This is a genomic window from Sphingobium sp. LB126, assembly GCF_002795205.1.
Taxonomy (GTDB): domain Bacteria; phylum Pseudomonadota; class Alphaproteobacteria; order Sphingomonadales; family Sphingomonadaceae; genus Sphingobium; species Sphingobium chungbukense.
Genome location: NZ_NETV01000001.1, coordinates 1,463,131 through 1,480,000, shown reverse-complemented (window position 1 = coordinate 1,480,000; position 16,870 = coordinate 1,463,131). Strand labels below are relative to the sequence as shown.

Below are 16,870 nucleotides of genomic sequence, written 5' to 3'. Positions count from 1 at the left end.
ATTTAAGACTGGCCCAGAGTAATCTGGTCCCGTGTTAAATGGGAGAGGTATCACTAAGCTGAATAAAATAGGCTTTGGTGAAGCGAACCCGGAGAACTGAAACATCTCAGTACCCGGAGGAAAAGACATCAACCGAGATTCCGTTAGTAGTGGCGAGCGAACGCGGACCAGGCCAGCGCCTGGTGCTTAATTAGCAGAACGATCTGGAAAGTTCGGCCATAGCGGGTGACAGCCCCGTATGCGAAAATGAAGCATCAGGACTTGAGTAGGGCGGAGCACGTGAAACTCTGTCTGAACATGGGGGGACCACCCTCCAAGCCTAAATACTCGTACATGACCGATAGCGAACCAGTACCGTGAGGGAAAGGTGAAAAGCACCCCGATGAGGGGAGTGAAACAGTACCTGAAACCGGATGCCTACAAGCAGTGGGAGGGTCCTTGAGACCTGACCGCGTACCTCTTGCATAATGGGTCTGTGACTTAGTGTATCATGCAAGCTTAAGCCGTTAGGTGTAGGCGCAGCGAAAGCGAGTCTGAATAGGGCGACTGAGTATGATGCATTAGACCCGAAACCCGGCGATCTAGGCATGACCAGGTTGAAGGTGCGGTAACACGCACTGGAGGACCGAACCGTTTAATGTTGAAAAATTATCGGATGAGTTGTGTTTAGGGGTGAAAGGCCAATCAAGCCGGGAAATAGCTGGTTCTCCGCGAAATCTATTGAGGTAGAGCGTCGAATGATTGCCGTTGGGGGTAGAGCACTGGATGGTTGCGGGGGTCGCGAGATCTACCAATACTAACCAAACTCCGAATACCAACGAGTCTAGTCCGGCAGACAGACGGCGGGTGCTAAGGTCCGTCGTCAAAAGGGAAACAGCCCTAACCTACAGCTAAGGTCCCCAAGTCACGTCTAAGTGGGAAAGCATGTGGGATTTCCAAAACAACCAGGAGGTTGGCTTAGAAGCAGCCATCCTTTAAAGAAAGCGTAACAGCTCACTGGTCTAAATAAGAGATCCTGCGGCGAAGATGTAACGGGGCTCAAGACGTGCACCGAAGCTTAGGGTGTGATCGTTTACGATCACGCGGTAGCGGAGCGTTCCGTAGGCCGTTGAAGCGATCTGGTAATGGGTCGTGGAGGTATCGGAAGTGCGAATGCAGACATGAGTAGCGATTAACAGTGTGAGATGCACTGTCGCCGAAATTCCAAGGGTTCCTGCTTAAAGCTAATCTGAGCAGGGTAAGCCGGCCCCTAAGACGAGCCCGAAGGGGGTAGTCGATGGGAACCACGTTAATATTCGTGGGCCTGGAGGTGTGTGACGGATGGCGTAAATTGTTCGGCCTTATTGGATTGGTCCGGGCAGTGAAGTTGTCCCAGGAAATAGCCCCTCCGTATAGACCGTACCCTAAACCGACACAGGTGGAATGGTAGAGTATACCAAGGCGTTTGAGAGAAGTATCCTGAAGGAACTCGGCAAATTGCCTCCGTACCTTCGGAAGAAGGAGGCCCCACATTAAGGCAACTTTTTGTGGGGGGCACAGGCCAGGGGGTAGCGACTGTTTAGCAAAAACACAGGGCTCTGCTAAGTCGGCTTCAAGACGACGTATAGGGCCTGACGCCTGCCCGGTGCCTGAAGGTTAAGAGGAGGAGTGCAAGCTCTGAATTGAAGCCCAGGTAAACGGCGGCCGTAACTATAACGGTCCTAAGGTAGCGAAATTCCTTGTCGGGTAAGTTCCGACCTGCACGAATGGCGTAACGACTTCCCCACTGTCTCCAGGATATGCTCAGCGAAATTGAATTCTCCGTGAAGATGCGGAGTACCCGCGGTTAGACGGAAAGACCCCGTGCACCTTTACTGCAGCTTCAGAGTGGCATTAGGAAAGAACTGTGTAGCATAGGTGGGAGGCTTTGAAGCGATGACGCCAGTTGTCGTGGAGCCATAGGTGAAATACCACCCTGTTGTTTTCTGATGTCTAACCTCGCACCGTTATCCGGTGCAGGGACCCTCTGTGGCGGGTAGTTTGACTGGGGCGGTCGCCTCCTAAAGAGTAACGGAGGCGCGCGATGGTGGGCTCAGGACGGTTGGAAACCGTCTGTTAGAGTGCAATGGCATAAGCCCGCCTGACTGCGAGACTGACAAGTCGAGCAGAGACGAAAGTCGGTCATAGTGATCCGGTGGTCCCTCGTGGAAGGGCCATCGCTCAACGGATAAAAGGTACGCCGGGGATAACAGGCTGATGATTCCCAAGAGCTCATATCGACGGAATCGTTTGGCACCTCGATGTCGGCTCATCACATCCTGGGGCTGGAGCAGGTCCCAAGGGTTTGGCTGTTCGCCAATTAAAGTGGTACGTGAGCTGGGTTCAGAACGTCGCGAGACAGTTTGGTCCCTATCTGCCGTGGGCGTCGAAATTTGAGAGGAGTTGACCCTAGTACGAGAGGACCGGGTTGAACATACCTCTGGTGTACCTGTCGTCGTGCCAACGGCGCAGCAGGGTAGCTATGTATGGACGGGATAACCGCTGAAAGCATCTAAGCGGGAAGCCTCCCTCAAGATAAGATTTCTTCGAGCGGTCGTAGACCACGACCTTGATAGGCCGGATGTAGAAGTGTGGTAACATATGGAGCTAACCGGTCCTAATTGCTCTGATCGCGCCTGAGAGTCCCACCATCAATGACAACACTGGACACAAACCAGCGTCAGCCATTGAACGTGGTGATCAACCTCATGCCAGATATATCTACCGTAAAATGCACGGCATTCGATTAAAACCCAAAGCGCAAGCTCTATTGCTTGGTGACCATAGCGTCTGTGACCCACCCGATCCCATCCCGAACTCGGCCGTGAAACCAGTCTGCGCCGATGGTACTGTGGCTCAAGCCCCGGAAGAGTAGGGCGTCGCCAGGCATTACAGCTCGCGCTTTGATAAAAACCCATTCACTTTGTTTGTTGGCCTCAGGCGCCGGCGGTCCCATCCGGGACCTTGGCTACCACGCCATAAGGCGTGACGGCCGTTCGGCCTTGCGGAGGCTGAAGCCTCCGTTATCCCTGAGCCAACATCTATGGTGTCGCGGGATGGAGCAGCCCGGTAGCTCGTCAGGCTCATAACCTGAAGGTCGTAGGTTCAAATCCTACTCCCGCAACCAACTTAACCCTCATCAATCCGTCCTTCACGGCTTGCTTACCATTCGTCGCTAGACGAAACCGCATGCGCCATCATGCCGACCCCTGCCCCAAATCCGCCGTCAGCCATGGCGTCGGGATCGCCGGTCTCGCAGGCCTCGGGGTCTGGACACTCGTCGCACGCCACTACGGCATGAACGGACCCCATGCAGGATTTGCCGCCGTGCTGGCCTGCGGCGTGCCCATGATCCTGTGGTCGCTGCTCGTCGACCAGGTCCATCGCAACGCATCGACCGGCATCGACTGGAGCGCACCCCCGCGCCCCTGGCGCTCGGTACTGGACATCAGCCTGGTCAAGATCGCCGGACTTTGGGCGACCTGGCTCGCCATCGCCGTCTTCTATTGCATCGGCCGCTGGTACTGGAGCGGCAACTACCGCTTTTCCATGGACCTGTTCATCAGCGCCGCGCCCTGGCTGCTCGCGGCATCCATAGCCTATGTGATCTGGCTCGACCGGCGGCTGGTTGAACCCAGGGATGCCAGCTACGCCTTCGGCCAATGGGTGATCGGCGGTGCGGCGGGCGTAGCCGACAGGGCGGAAGTCGCCCATCACGCACGCGCCTGGGCGGTGAAGGGCTTCTTCCTCGCCTTCATGCTGTCGATCGTGCCCGGCAATTTCGCCAGCGTGGTCGAATGGCGGATCGATGACAGCCTCGCCAATCCGGTCGCCCTGGCCGGGTTCCTGATCGCCATCATGTTCATGATCGACGTCTGCATGGCGACCGTGGGCTATCTGCTGACGATGAAGCCGCTCGACTCCCATATCCGCACCGCCAATCCGCTGCTGGCCGGCTGGGTGGCGGCGCTGATCTGCTATCCCCCCTTCGTGCTGATGGGCAATGGCGGGCCGCTCGATTATCATGCGGGCGGAGCGGAATGGGACGTCTGGACCCAGGGCCACGGCTTCCTTCAGTGGCTGCTCGGCGGGTGGCTGGTGCTCCTGACCGCCATCTATGCCTGGGCGACGGTGGTTTTCGGCCTGCGCTTTTCCAACCTCACCCATCGCGGGATACTGACGCACGGCCCCTACCGCTGGACACGCCATCCCGCCTATCTGTCGAAAAATCTCTTCTGGTGGTTTTCCGCGCTGCCGTTTCTGAGCGTCTCGGGCAGCCTGACCGATATCGTGCGCAATTCGGCGCTGCTGGCCGTGACCAATGCCGTCTATTACTGGCGCGCCAAGACCGAAGAGGCGCATCTGGGAACGGATGCGGATTACCAGGCCTATAGCGCGTGGATGGAACGCCATGCCGTGGTCCCGCGCTTTTTCGCCTGGCTCATCGGACGAAAGCCGCAGCCAGAGGGCAGGGTTCAGCCCGCGGAGTAGGCATCCTTCCCCCGCCGGGAGAAGGATGAAGGATCAAAAGCTCTCTTCGGCGTAGATTTTGCCGAGGTCGCCCTGCCACTCGCCATGATAGCGGGCGAGCAGCCGTTCGGCATGTGTCTGTCCCGACGCCACGATCTCATCGAGCGGGGCAAGATAGCCGGTTTCATTGTCGCCCGAAGCATTGAGCCGGGCGCGGGCGGAAAGGCCGCTGCGGGCAATGTCCAGCACGTCCCCGGCGATATCGCGCAGCTTGCGCCCGCCCGCGATCGGCGCATCGAGCGCCAGCCTGGGCACGGAATCGCGCAGCACCTGCCGTTCCTCCATGCTCCAGTCCTTGACCAGATCCCACGCCGCATCCAGCGCGCCGTCATCATAGAGCAGTCCGACCCATAGCGCCGGCAACGCGCAGATGCGGTTCCACGGCCCACCATCGGCGCCACGCATTTCCAGGAAGCTCTTCATCCGCACTTCGGGGAAGGCGGTGGAGAGATGATCCTCCCAATCCTTCTCCGTCGGCTTTTCGCCGGGCAAGGCGGGAAGCTTCCCATCAAGGAAATCGCGGAAGCTCTGCCCCGCCGCATCGATATATTGGCCGTCGCGATAGACGAAATACATCGGCACATCGAGCGCATAGTCGGCATAACGTTCATAACCGAAGCCGTCCTCGAACACGAAGGGCAGCATGCCGGTGCGGCCGGGGTCGGTGTCCGACCAGATATGGCTGCGATAGGAGAGGAAGCCGTTGGGCTTGCCGTCGGTGAAGGGCGAATTGGCGAACAGCGCGGTCGCCAGCGGTTGCAGGGCGAGCGACACGCGGAACTTCTTCACCATGTCCGCCTCGCTGCCATAGTCGAGGTTGGTCTGGATGGTGCAGGTGCGCAGCATCATGTCGAGCCCCATCGACCCCACGCGCGGCATATGGCGCAGCATGATGTCGTAACGGCCCTTGGGCATGATGGGCAGCTCTTCGCGGCTCTTGTCCGGCCACATGCCCAGGCCCAGGAAGCCCAGGCTCAGCATGTCGCCGACATATTTCACCTGTTCCAGATGACGGCTGGTTTCGGCGCAGGTCTGGTGCAGATTCTCCAGCGGCGCGCCCGACAGTTCCAACTGCCCCGCCGGTTCCAGGCTGATCGTGCCGTCCGTGCCGGACAGGGCGATGATATTCTCCCCCTCGAACACCGGATTCCAGCCATAGCGGGTCAGCCCGATCAGCAGCGTGTGGATGCCGCCCCGCTCGTCATAGCTGGGGGCGTGATGATCCTTGCGGCTATAGACGAATTTCTCATGCTCGGTGCCGATGCGCCAGCGATCCTTGGGCTTGGCGCCCTTGGCGAAGGCCGCGATCAACTGGTCGCGGCTCTCGATGATGGGATCGTCGCCCCCTGAGTCTGTTCTGGTGCTCATGCCCCGCCTTAATCTATCCCCCCGTCGCGTCAAAGGCGCAACGTTCGGCGCTCAGATAAGCTGCGTTGATGACGGCTTCAATCCGGTTGCGTAAGAAAACGATATTCAGCGCCAGTCGCCATTGATCGTCATCCAGGCGGTCGTCGCGGCAATGGCGGCGGTTTCCGCGCGCAATATGCGGGGACCAAGCGAAACCGGAACCGCCTTCGCCACCCTGCGGATCGCCTCGCGTTCGGCGGGATCGAAGCCGCCTTCGGGACCGATCAGAAAGGCAGCGGGGCCAGGATGGGCCTTCAGCGTCTCGGCCAGCGGCGCGCCGCCGGTCTCGTCGGCAAAGAAAAGCCAGCGATCGTCCGCCCAGTCGCGGAGCAGCGCATCCAGCTTCACCATCCCGCCAAGCTCCGGCAAGGCGGTACGGCCGCATTGTTCGGCCGCTTCGACCAGATGGGCGTGCAGCCGGTCGAGGTTCAGCTTGTCGACCACCGCCCGGCGGGTGAGCACGGGTTGCAGCTTCGCCACCCCCAGCTCGCAGGCCTTTTCCGCGATCAGGTCGATACGGCCCTTCTTGATGGGGGCACAACAAAGCCAGAAATCGGGCACCTCCTCCGGCGCCTTGGTCCGGCTGACGACCTCCAGCACCAGATCGCGCTTACGGATGTCCCGTGCCTTGGCCGCCCATTCGCCCGAACGGCCGTCGAACAGCAGGACGATATCGTCCGGCTTCACCCGCATGACGCTGATCAGATAATGGGCCGGATTGCCGTCGACCGGCACGGCGACGCCTTCGCCCAGCAAGGTTTCGACATGGAGGCGCGGGGCGCTTTGCGGCGGCCAGGCGGGGGTTGCGGTCATTTTGTCTCTTCCGTTCGCCCCGATCTTGCCGAAGGGCCATGCTTCTCTTTAGGGAAGTGGAGGGCTTCGACAAGCTCGGCCCGAACGGAGTCCCAAAAACCCTGTCATGGTTCAACAGACGATAGTTCCCGACAGCGAAGCGCGCGGTCTGGTCGCGCGCCTGCCGGATGTTCCGCGCGCCTTGGCGCTGCTGGCGCGATTCGACCGGCCCATCGGCTGGTGGCTGCTGTTCTGGCCGGGGGCCTGGGCGGCGGCGCTGGCGGGCGGCACGCGCGACCACTGGCCGCTGATCCTGTGGCTGCTGCTGGGCAGCATCGCCATGCGCGGGGCTGGATGCGTGTTCAACGATATCGTCGACCGCGACCTCGACCGGCAGGTGGCGCGCACCGCATCGCGGCCGCTGGCCAGCGGCGCCGTGTCGCTCAGGACCGCCTGGATCTGGCTGGTGTCGCTGTGTCTGGTCGGACTGGCGGTGCTGTTGCAACTGCGCCTCCATGCGCAGCTCGTGGCGCTGGCGTCGCTGGCGCTGGTCGCTGCCTATCCCTTCATGAAGCGGATCACCGGCTGGCCGCAGCTCTGGCTGGGGCTGGTCTTTTCCTGGGCGGCGCTGGTCGGGTGGAGCGAAACGGCGGGATCGCTGACCGTTCCCGGGCTGCTGCTCTATGGCGGCTCCATTTTCTGGGTCGTGGGTTATGACACCATCTATGCCTTGCAGGATCGGGAGGATGACGCGTTGATCGGTATCGGTTCCAGTGCGCTTTCCATGGGCAGCCATGTGCGCGGCGGCGTTGCCCTGTGCTACGCGCTGGCCCTCGCCCTGTGGTCGGCGGCGATCTGGCAGGTCCGGCCGCAGGGCCTGGCATTGCTGGCGCTGCTGCCGATGGCGCTGCACCTGATCTGGCAGGTCGTGACGCTGAAGGAGGATGGCGCCGATCCGCTCGCCAAATTCCGCTCCAACCGCTTTGCCGGGCTGCTGATGTTCCTTGGCTGTCTGGTCGTGGGCAGCGCATGAGCGGCCCTCGCAAGGGGGAGGATTGCTGGCGCATCGAACGCGCCCTCAAGGCCAGCATGATCGTCGACGCGGACGCCTATTTCCGCCACGCCCGCGCCGCGATGATGCAGGCGAAGCGCCGGATCATGCTGGTGGGCTGGGATTTCGACGCCGCGATCAGCCTGATCCGCGAGGATGAGGCGGACGACGGCGCGCCCGTCATCATCGGCGATTTCATAAGCTGGCTGGCGGAACGCACGCCCGAGCTGGAAATCTACCTGCTGCGCTGGGACGTGGGGGCGATGAAGTCGATGGTCCGGCCGTCGAACCTGTTCACGACCGTCCGGTGGATGGCCCATCCGCGCATCACCGTGAAGCTGGACAGCCATCACCCTCCCACGGCCTCGCATCATCAGAAGATCGTGGTGATCGACGATTGCTTCGCCTTTTGCGGCGGGATCGACATGACGGCGGACCGCTGGGACACGCGGCATCATCGCGACGACGATCCGGGGCGGCGGCATCCGGACGGATCGGCCTATGGCCCCTGGCATGATGCGACGACGGCCTTGCAGGGGCCGGTCGCGGCGGCGCTGGGCGACCATGCACGGGCGCGATGGAAGGGCGCGGGTGGAGAGGAATTGGCGCCGGTCGGGGGTGTCGAGAATTGCTGGCCCGACGCCCTGCCCGTGCAGTTCGAGAATGTCGAGGTCGCCATTTCCCGCTCCGCGCCGGAAATGGCGGACCAGGAACCGCTCACAGAGATCGAGCGGCTCTACGTGAACCAGATCGCCTCGGCGCGGCGATATATCTATGCGGAGAGCCAATATTTTGCCTCCCGCCGCATTGCCGAGGCGATCGCGGCGCGGCTGGGTGAGGAAGACGGGCCAGAGATCGTCATCGTCAATCCCGAGCAGGCCGACGGCTGGCTGGAGCAGCAGGCCATGGACACCGCCCGCGCGCGGTTGTTCGAGGCATTGAAGGCGCGCGATGTGCATGGGCGCTTCCGGCTCTACCACCCCTTCACCGCGCGCGGTGAACCGATCTATGTCCATGCCAAGGTGCTGATCGTCGATGACCGGGTGCTGCGTGTCGGCTCATCCAACATGAACAACCGCTCGATGCGGCTGGATACCGAATGCGACGTGACGATCGATGCGGGGCTGTCCGCCAATGCCGGGCGGGAGGACAATATCCGGGGCATTCGCGACGATCTGATCGCCGAACATCTTGACCTGCCGGTCGAGCGCGTGGCGGCGGTGCTTGCCGAACGCAGCCTGATCGCGGCGATCGAGCAGTTGCGCGACAAGGCGGGACGGACCCTGCGCCCCTATGCGACGCCGGACCTCAACGATGTGCAGGCATGGCTGGCGGACAATGAGGTGCTCGATCCGGAAGGACCGGGCGAAATGCTAGAACCGGTTACCGAGCGCGGGCTGTTCCGCCGGATGCGGGGATGGATGGAACGAGGCCAGTCTATTCCGCCGCCAGCAACGCCTCCGCACCGCCCAGATTGACCGAGACGAGGCGGCTGACCCCGCGCTCCACCATCGTCACGCCGAACAGGCGGTGCATGCGCGCCATCGTCACCGCATTGTGGCTGACGATCAGGTAACGGGTCTCCGTCTGTCCCACCATCACGTCGAGCAGATCGCAGAAACGTTCCACATTGGCGTCGTCCAGCGGCGCGTCGACTTCGTCCAGCACGCAGATCGGCGCGGGATTGGTCAGGAACAGCCCGAAGATCAGCGCCACGGCGGTCAACGCCTGCTCGCCCCCCGACAGCAGGGTCAGCGCCGCCAGCTTCTTGCCCGGCGGTTGCGCCATGATCTCCAGCCCCGCCTCCAGCGGATCGTCGCTGTCGATCAGTTCCAGATGCGCCTGCCCGCCGTTGAACAGGGTGGTGAAGAGCCGCCGGAAATGCCCGTCCACCGCCTCGAACGCCGCGAGCAGCCGTTGCCGCCCCTCGCGATTGAGGCTGCCGATCGATCCGCGCAGGCGGTTGATCGCCTGCGTCAGTTCCTCGCTCTCGGCGCGGCTGTTGGCCTGGGTGGTCTCCAGTTCCTCCAGCTCCTGCGCGGCGACCAGATTGACCGGCCCGATCCGCTCGCGCTCGGTGGAAAGGCGGTCATGCTCGGCCTGTTCGTTCTGGGCGATGCGGATGTCGGCACTGGCGAAGCCCAGTTTCTCCGGCAGGACCGGCGGCGGGCATTCGAAGCGTTCGCCCGACAGTCGGTTCGTCTCGATGCGCTTTTCATCAGCGGCTTCGGCGCGGGCGACGGCAGTGGCGCGGGCTTCCCGGCACTCGGCCAGGCTTTCCCCGGCCTGGGCGGCGCGCTGTTCGGCGGTGCGCAGCGCGGCTTCCGCCTCATTTTCCTCGCGGCGCGCGGCATCGGCGGCCTGGGTGAGGGTGTCGCCCTGTTCGCTGAGAACGGAGATGGTCGTGGCCAGGCTGTCCGGCTGGTCCGCGATTTCGGCGCGTTCCCTGGCGATCGCCTCGCCCCGCTCCACCATCGCGGCGATGCGCTTGGCCGCTTCACCCGCCCGCGCACGCCAGCCCCTGGCTTCGGCGTCGGCGGCGGTCATGCGTTCGCGGTCGTTGGTCAGGGCGCGGTCGGCCAGCGCCTGATCGGCCTGTAGCTGACTGACGGCCAGCCGGGCCTTTTCGCTCGCCTGTTGCAGGGTGGCGACGAGGGTGCGGGTTTCCTCGCCGTCGGGCATGGCGGCGCGGCTGGCCTGCGCCTTGTCATGCTCGCCCTGCGCGGCGCTCAGATCGGCGCGCGCTTCGTTCAGCCGTTCCTCGATCGCCTCGCGCCGGCCGACCAGTCGTTCGAGCGCAGTGGCGACCTCATCGGCGGCGCGCAGGGCGGTGCGCAGGCGCTGGTCGGCATTGGCAAGCTGCGTGCGCCCGGTGGCGAGGGCCTGCGCGGCGTCGCGTTCGCATATGGACGCGGCGTCCTGTGCGGTGCGGGCGCCTTCGACTTCGGCCTCTGCCGCGGGCCGGGCGGCGGCGATGGCCTCCAGGCGGTTGAGACGGATCAGCCGTTCGGCCGCGGCAGCGCCACCTTCGAGCGCGACATAACCGTCCCAGCGGCGGAGTTGACCGTCCCTTGTCACGAGCCGCTGGCCCACGGCGAGGGCCTGGCCGTCATCCTTGTCCGCCACCGCGACCTGCGCCAAACGCCGATCCAGTTCGGCCGGAGCGGTGACATGGGCGGACAGTGGGGTGCAGCCGATGGGCAGCGCGGGGTCGTTATCCAGCGGCAAGGCGCCTGCCCAGCGGCGCTTGCCCTCCGCGGCGATCGGCGCTTCCAGATCATCGCCCAGGGCAGCGGCCAGCGCTCGTTCATAGCCGGGCGCGGCCTTCAACTGGTCGAGCGCCCGGCTGCGGTTGCCGGTGCCGCTGTCGACCGCGCGCTTGAGGGCGGCGGCTTCGCTGTCCAGCGCGGCCAGCCCGGCGCGGGCGGAGGCCAGCGCGGCTTCGGCGTTGGCGCGGGCTTCGGCGGCTTCGGCACGGATGTTTTCGGCGGAGCGGATCGCGGCTTCGGCCGCGTCGCGGTCGACGCTCGCCTGTTGCTGCGCGGTCAGCGCTTCGGTGCGCCTGGCTTCGAGCGGAGCGGCGTCGGGCAAGGCGGCGGCTTCGGCTTCCAGGCGTTGGGTTTCTCGGGCGGCACGGTCTAGACGGCTTTGCGCGGCGGCCAGCGCGGCTTCGGCCACGCGCAACTCGGCCTGCTCGCCCGCCTGCCTGGCCATGGCCTTGGCAAGGTCGAGTTCGGCGTCCCGGGCCGCACCCTCGGCACGGGCGATGCGGCCCGCGAAATCGGGACGCATGGCTTCGGTTTCGGCGATGCGGTTTTTCAGCGCGGCGATTTCGTCGGTCAGGCGGGCAATCGCCTCCGCCGCGTCATTGGCGAGCGTGCCTTCGCGCTCCCGGTCTTCCTCCAGCCGGTCGGCCTGCTGCGCCAGATCATGCAGGCGGCGCACCACTCCGTCGCGCTCGGTACGCAACACGGCAAGCCTGTGTCCCGCCTCGCTGGCGGCGTCGCGGGCGGCCTGGGCGGCGGCGCGTTTCTGCGCAAGCGTCTCGACGGCGGCGTTGGCATGGACGGCGGCGGCTTGCTGCGCTTCCTGCGCCGCGATCACGGCGCTTTCGGCCTGCCTGGCCTCTGCGCGCGCGGCCTCGGCAGCGGCGGCGGCCTCGCGCCAGCGCGCGAAGATCACCCGCGCCTCGGCGATGCGAATCTGCTCGGACAGGCGGATATAGCGTTCCGCCGCCTTGGCCTGGCGGCGCAGGCTGCTGGCGCGCGCGTCCATGTCCGACAGGATCTCGTCCAGCCGCATCAGGTTCGCCTCGGCGGCGCGCAGCTTCTGCTCGGCATCCTTGCGGCGGACGTGAAGGCCGGAAATGCCCGCTGCCTCTTCGAGCATGGCGCGGCGTTCCTGCGGGCGGGCGGCGATGACGGCGGCGATGCGACCCTGGCTGACCAGCGCTGGACTATGCGGCCCGGTGGCGGCATCCGCGAAGATCAACGATACGTCCTTGGCCCGCACGTCGCGGCCATTGGCCCTGTAGGCACTGCCCGCGCCGCGCTCGATCCGGCGGGTGACTTCCAGCTCGCCGTCGGTGCCGACCTCGACCGCGTTGAACAGTTCGCCCTGTTCCTGGATGGTCAGCAGCGAGACTTCGGCGAAATCCCTCTGGGGCCGCGTGGATGTGCCCGCGAAGATCACATCCTCCATGCCGCCGCCGCGCATCGACTTGGCGCTGGATTCGCCCATGACCCAGCGTATCGCCTCCAGCAGGTTCGACTTGCCGCAGCCGTTCGGCCCGACAATGCCGGTCAGGCCGGGTTCGATGCGCAGCTCCGTCTGGTCGACGAAGCTCTTGAAGCCGGAAAGCTTGAGGCGCTTTATCTGCATGGGAAAGAGCCCCGTGCGTCGGCAAGGGGCCGGTCAGGGCAGCGCAAAGCCGCCCCGCCTTCCGCGGGAAGCCGGATCGATGATGTCAGCCCCCTTTGCTCCAATCCCGATCCCTGACCTTTAGAGTCCCGCCTGCTTGAGCTTGGGTTTCAGCGCCGACCAGGCGGCGGTGTTCTCGACCATCACGCCGTTCAGGATGAAGGTCGGCGTGCCTTCGATCTTGTACTGCTGATTGGCGGCTTCCACCCCCTTGGCCAGCTTCTCGGCAGCGGCGGTGTCGGCCAGGCACTGTTTCGCCTGATCCTCCGAAATGCCGCGCTGCTTGGCGAAGTCGATCAGGCCGACGGCCGCGGCCAACTGGCCGAAGCGCTGCGCCGGAGGCGCGCTCATCAGCGCCTGGTACCGGGCGTCGCCCAGGGCCTGGGCCTTTTCGAACATCGCGTTCTGGTTGGTGAAGAATTGTTCCGACAGCGGATAATAGATATCCTTGCCGCCGCAGCGCGCCAGCAGCGCGGTCGAGATGTCGATCGGATCGCGCACATAGTTGCGATATTCGTAGCTCATCTTGCCGGTGTCGACCATCTGCCTGATCTCCTCCGACGCTTCGGCGGAGAAATCGCGGCAGTGCGAGCAGGTGTAGCTGCCATATTCGACCAGCTTCACCTTGGCATTGGGATTGCCCATCACGAACTGCCCCTCGGGGGTCGTGTTGAAGGTGGTGGACCAGCTCGTGCCCGCGGGTGCGGCGACGGCGGCGATCGGGTCGCCGGTGGGCTGGCTGTTGCCGCTGTCGCTCTTGCCGCAGGAGGCGAGCGTCAGGGAAAGGGCGATAAGGGCAAGTCCGGACAGGGCTTTCACGTGTCTTTGGCTCCGTTGTCGGGCGAGAATGGGGATGGTTTAGATTACTGGGAGACGTCGGGCAATGCGGCCTGAACATGGGTCCAGTCCGAACCGCGGATCAACGTCCCGTTCAGGGTGAAGCCGGGCGTGCCGGAAATCTGCACCTTGTTCCAAGCCTCGTCGGTCATGGCCAGCACCTGCTTCATCGCGTTGGGGTCGTTGATGCAGGCGTCGAGCTGGGCCGGCTTGTATCCGCGCTTGGCCATGAAGGCGTAGAGACCCGTCTTCTGCCCGATATCGCGCAGCGCCGCCTTCTGCTCGGTCGGCTTGGCCCCGTCCTTGTCATAGGCGACGACCTTCTCCATCCAGCCTTCCTGATTGGCGAACAGCGCCTCGTGATTGCCGAAGAAGCGTTTGGGGCCACCGCAGCGGGCGAGCAGGGCGACGGTCAGGTCATATTTGTCGCGTACGGCGTTGCGCACCTCGACGCTGACTTTGCCGGTCCGCACATAATTGGCCTTGAGCGGCGCGCTCGCCTCGCCCACGAAATGCGCGCAATGGGGGCAGGTATAGCTGATATATTCGACCAGCTTGTTCGGCGCGGCGGGATTGCCCAGCACATGGCCGCCGGTCGGGGACAATGTCACCTGGGCCACCCAATCGGGCGCCGGGGCAGCGGCTGGGGCGCTCGCCGGAAGGGCGAGCAGGGCAAGCAGAAGCAGACGGATTGCGGTCATGCGATGGTCCAATGAAGCGCCGCCCCTGCGCGGCGGCGGGAAATTTCAGCTGATCTTGGGCAAACCGGATGAATTGGCAAGCCCCTGCGCAAGCGATTCCAGTACCGCGCGCAATTCCGGATCGCCGATATCCCGCAGCGAATCGCCCAGCTCCAGCGGAATCGGTTTCAGGTTGCGCGGCGGCGGGCGGCGCTCGGGTTCGGCCTGGCTCACCATGCCCTGCTTCATCGCCACCTTGGCGACGGCGGCATAGCCGAAGAAGCGGTTCACCCGGTCGACGATGTCGGGCAACACATGCTGGATCATCGGCGCATGGCCGCTCATCACGGTGAGTTGCAGCGTGCCGCCCGCTTTCTTGCCGGCCGGGAAGCGGATCGATTCGGGTTCACTGATCGCCGCATAATGGGCGCCGACGATTTCCGCCCAGCGCGTGACGATGCTCGATTGCACGAAGCCGAATTTGCGGAAGGCCGCGGCGCCGATGGCCGGCATCAGGTCCGCGATCTGGCGCGGCGCGCCGATGCGCGGGCGGTCCTCCGCTGGCGCCTTGCGGCTTTTCATTTTGGGTGTTGCGGGGCGTTCCGTCATCGCCGTCATCATGGCATAGGGCCACCATGCGCGTCGAGGATAACATCAAGAAAATAGCGGCAGACCTGCTCGCTTATTACGACGTCCATGCGCGAAAGCTGCCCTGGCGCGCGCCGCCGGGCGCCAATGCCGCCGACCCCTATCGCATATGGCTGTCGGAGGTCATGCTCCAGCAGACGACCGTGGCGGCGGTAGGCCCCTATTTCGCGAAGTTCACGAAGCGCTGGCCCGATGTGGCGGCTCTGGCCGCGGAGGAGGATGCGGAGGTCATGGCCGCCTGGGCCGGCCTTGGCTATTATGCCCGCGCCCGCAATCTGCTGGCCTGCGCGCGGGCCGTGGCGGATGCGCATGGCGGGACCTTCCCCGATACGGAGGAAGGACTGCGCGCCTTGCCGGGGGTGGGCGCCTATACTGCGGCGGCGGTGGCGGCGATCGCCTTCGGGCGCCGCGCCGTGGTGGTCGACGCCAATGTCGAGCGGGTGGTGGCGCGGCTCTTTGCCATTGCCACGCCCTTGCCCGCGGCGCGCCCGGAAATCCGGGCGGCGACCGACGTCATCACGCCCGATCTGCGCGCCGGGGACTTCGCGCAGGCAATGATGGATCTGGGCGCGACCATCTGCACGGCGCGCAATCCGGCCTGCGGCATCTGCCCCTTGCGGGACGATTGCGCGGCCGTCCTGACCGCCAACCCTGCCGCTTTCCCGATCAAGGCCGCGAAAAAGGCCAGGCCCCACCGCCTGGGCCATGGCTGGTGGATCGAACGGCCCGACGGCCATGTCTGGCTGGTGCGGCGGCCGGACAAGGGGATGCTGGGCGGCATGCGGGCGCTGCCCTCCTCCGAATGGAACGACGCGCCCGATGCGACACCGCCCCTGGTCGCGCGCTGGCGACGCGTCGCGGAACCGGTGGCCCATGTTTTTACGCATTTCTCCCTCGCATTGACGGTGCATCATGCCCATGTCGGGCAGGATGCGATGCCGCCCGGCGATGGCGAATGGTGGCCGGTGGCCGAGATCGGAAGGGCCGGCCTGCCGACCCTGTTCGCCCGCGCGGCCGAAGCCGCGATGAAGGAGGGAAAGAAAGATGCACGGCTCTAACGCCCCCGAAACACAGCTTTTGGGTTATGCCGGGGGGCGGCTGGACCGGGTCGACCATATCCGCACCAATTCCGATCTGCTGGCGCAGGCCTTTGCCTCGCCGCTCGCCCGGCGGGTCGTGCTGGAGGGGCTGGAGCCGGTCGTGGAGGGCGGTCATCTGGCGATGGAACCCCTGCCTGCCGATGCCTGGATCGAGCATCATGTGCTGCTGGGCGTGGATGAGGGGCAACGGCCCATCTTCGCGGAACTGCTGGCGGATACCCCGGACAATGTGATGCCCTCGGCACGCAGCCGTTCGCTGGTGAGCGAGGTGCCGGGGCATGAGGCCGCTCTCTACGGCACGGCGCGCAGCCTGCTGTCCTGGCATGCGCGGCATCGCTTCTGCTCCGTCTGCGGGCAACGCAGCGCCCCGGCCAAGGCGGGCTGGTCGCGCCGCTGCGGCTCGTGCGAGGCGGAACATTTCCCCCGCGTCGATCCGGTGGTCATCATGCTGGCCGAGCATCGCGGACGGGTGCTGCTGGGCCGCCAGCATGGCTGGCCGCAGGGGCGCTATTCCGCGCTCGCCGGCTTCGTCGAGCCGGGCGAGACGCTGGAGGAGGCCGTGGCGCGGGAGATCAAGGAAGAGGCGGGCGTCGCCGTCCATTCGGTCCGCTACGTCATGAGCCAACCCTGGCCTTTCCCTTCGTCGCTGATGATCGCGTGCACGGCGCTGGCCGACGACGATGCGCTCAAGATCGACGAGACCGAGATCGAACATGCCTTCTGGTGCGATGCCGAAGGGGTGCGCGCGGCGATGGACGAGGAGGAAGGCGCGCCTTTCCTCGCCCCGCCGCCATTGGCCGTCGCCTGGCATCTGCTGCGTCATTGGCTGGATGGGCAGGTTGCGGGCCGCACCCCAAGCGCGTAAGGCCGCATGCTCCTGCCCCCTA

The 16,870-nt window shown here is 64.6% G+C and carries 11 protein-coding genes, 1 tRNA gene and 2 rRNA genes (1 of these 14 cut by a window edge); 8 read left to right on the top strand and 6 right to left on the bottom strand.

Annotation, left to right across the window (positions count from 1 at the left end; translation table 11 throughout):
• The 4 genes from CAF53_RS07245 to CAF53_RS07230 all read left to right on the top strand — a co-directional run.
• Positions 1-2,659: ribosomal RNA gene (locus CAF53_RS07245) — 23S ribosomal RNA — on the top strand; it begins 138 nt to the left of the window's first position.
• 132 nt (positions 2,660-2,791) lie between these two features.
• A 5S ribosomal RNA gene (rrf, locus tag CAF53_RS07240) occupies positions 2,792-2,906 on the top strand.
• A gap of 162 nt (positions 2,907-3,068) precedes the next feature.
• Positions 3,069-3,145, top strand: a tRNA-Met gene (locus CAF53_RS07235).
• 62 nt (positions 3,146-3,207) lie between these two features.
• Positions 3,208-4,509, top strand: coding sequence for a DUF1295 domain-containing protein (locus CAF53_RS07230; protein WP_100237701.1), 1,302 nt, complete (start codon positions 3,208-3,210; stop codon positions 4,507-4,509).
• A gap of 33 nt (positions 4,510-4,542) precedes the next feature.
• Here the strand turns inward: CAF53_RS07230 and CAF53_RS07225 are convergent, their stop codons facing one another.
• Both CAF53_RS07225 and CAF53_RS07220 read right to left on the bottom strand, forming a co-directional pair.
• Positions 4,543-5,916 carry a glutamate--cysteine ligase gene (locus CAF53_RS07225; RefSeq protein ID WP_100237700.1) on the bottom strand — a complete coding sequence of 458 codons (1,374 nt, stop codon included), beginning with the start codon at positions 5,914-5,916 and terminating at the stop codon, positions 4,543-4,545.
• A gap of 105 nt (positions 5,917-6,021) precedes the next feature.
• Entirely contained in the window at positions 6,022-6,768 is a 747-nt protein-coding gene (locus tag CAF53_RS07220) for a 16S rRNA (uracil(1498)-N(3))-methyltransferase (RefSeq protein ID WP_046762019.1), read from the bottom strand.
• Positions 6,769-6,874: 106 nt separating this feature from the next.
• Here CAF53_RS07220 and ubiA point away from each other — a divergent pair, with 106 nt between their 5' ends.
• Together ubiA and CAF53_RS07210 are read left to right on the top strand one after the other, a co-directional pair.
• Complete coding sequence (gene ubiA / locus CAF53_RS07215; RefSeq protein ID WP_100237699.1) at positions 6,875-7,780, top strand: 4-hydroxybenzoate octaprenyltransferase; 906 nt, start codon at positions 6,875-6,877, stop codon at positions 7,778-7,780.
• Entirely contained in the window at positions 7,777-9,276 is a 1,500-nt protein-coding gene (locus CAF53_RS07210; RefSeq protein WP_100237698.1) for a phospholipase D-like domain-containing protein, read from the top strand. The genes ubiA and CAF53_RS07210 overlap by 4 nt, the downstream gene beginning before the upstream one ends.
• Here CAF53_RS07210 and CAF53_RS07205 read toward each other — a convergent pair.
• From CAF53_RS07205 to CAF53_RS07190, 4 genes are all read right to left on the bottom strand, one after another.
• Positions 9,236-12,679 carry an AAA family ATPase gene (locus CAF53_RS07205; protein ID WP_100237697.1) on the bottom strand — a complete coding sequence of 1,148 codons (3,444 nt, stop codon included), beginning with the start codon at positions 12,677-12,679 and terminating at the stop codon, positions 9,236-9,238. The two genes, CAF53_RS07210 and CAF53_RS07205, sit on opposite strands and share 41 nt — an antisense overlap.
• A gap of 120 nt (positions 12,680-12,799) precedes the next feature.
• Positions 12,800-13,537, bottom strand: a complete 738-nt coding sequence (locus CAF53_RS07200) for a thioredoxin domain-containing protein (RefSeq protein WP_100237696.1) — start codon at positions 13,535-13,537, stop codon at positions 12,800-12,802.
• A 44-nt stretch (positions 13,538-13,581) separates the two neighbouring features.
• The gene (locus tag CAF53_RS07195) at positions 13,582-14,256 is read right to left on the bottom strand and encodes a thioredoxin domain-containing protein (protein ID WP_100238728.1); all 675 of its coding nucleotides are present in this window, start codon (positions 14,254-14,256) and stop codon (positions 13,582-13,584) included.
• Between the two features lie 45 nt (positions 14,257-14,301).
• Positions 14,302-14,844, bottom strand: coding sequence for a DciA family protein (locus tag CAF53_RS07190; protein ID WP_046762579.1), 543 nt, complete (start codon positions 14,842-14,844; stop codon positions 14,302-14,304).
• Positions 14,845-14,870: 26 nt separating this feature from the next.
• Between CAF53_RS07190 and CAF53_RS07185 the strand changes: the two genes are divergently transcribed.
• Both CAF53_RS07185 and nudC read left to right on the top strand, forming a co-directional pair.
• A complete protein-coding gene (locus tag CAF53_RS07185) occupies positions 14,871-15,941 on the top strand; it encodes an A/G-specific adenine glycosylase (protein WP_100237695.1) in 1,071 nt (356 codons plus the stop codon).
• A complete protein-coding gene (gene nudC / locus CAF53_RS07180; RefSeq protein WP_046762013.1) occupies positions 15,928-16,848 on the top strand; it encodes an NAD(+) diphosphatase in 921 nt (306 codons plus the stop codon). The genes CAF53_RS07185 and nudC overlap by 14 nt, the downstream gene beginning before the upstream one ends.
• The last annotated feature ends 22 nt before the right edge of the window (positions 16,849-16,870 follow it).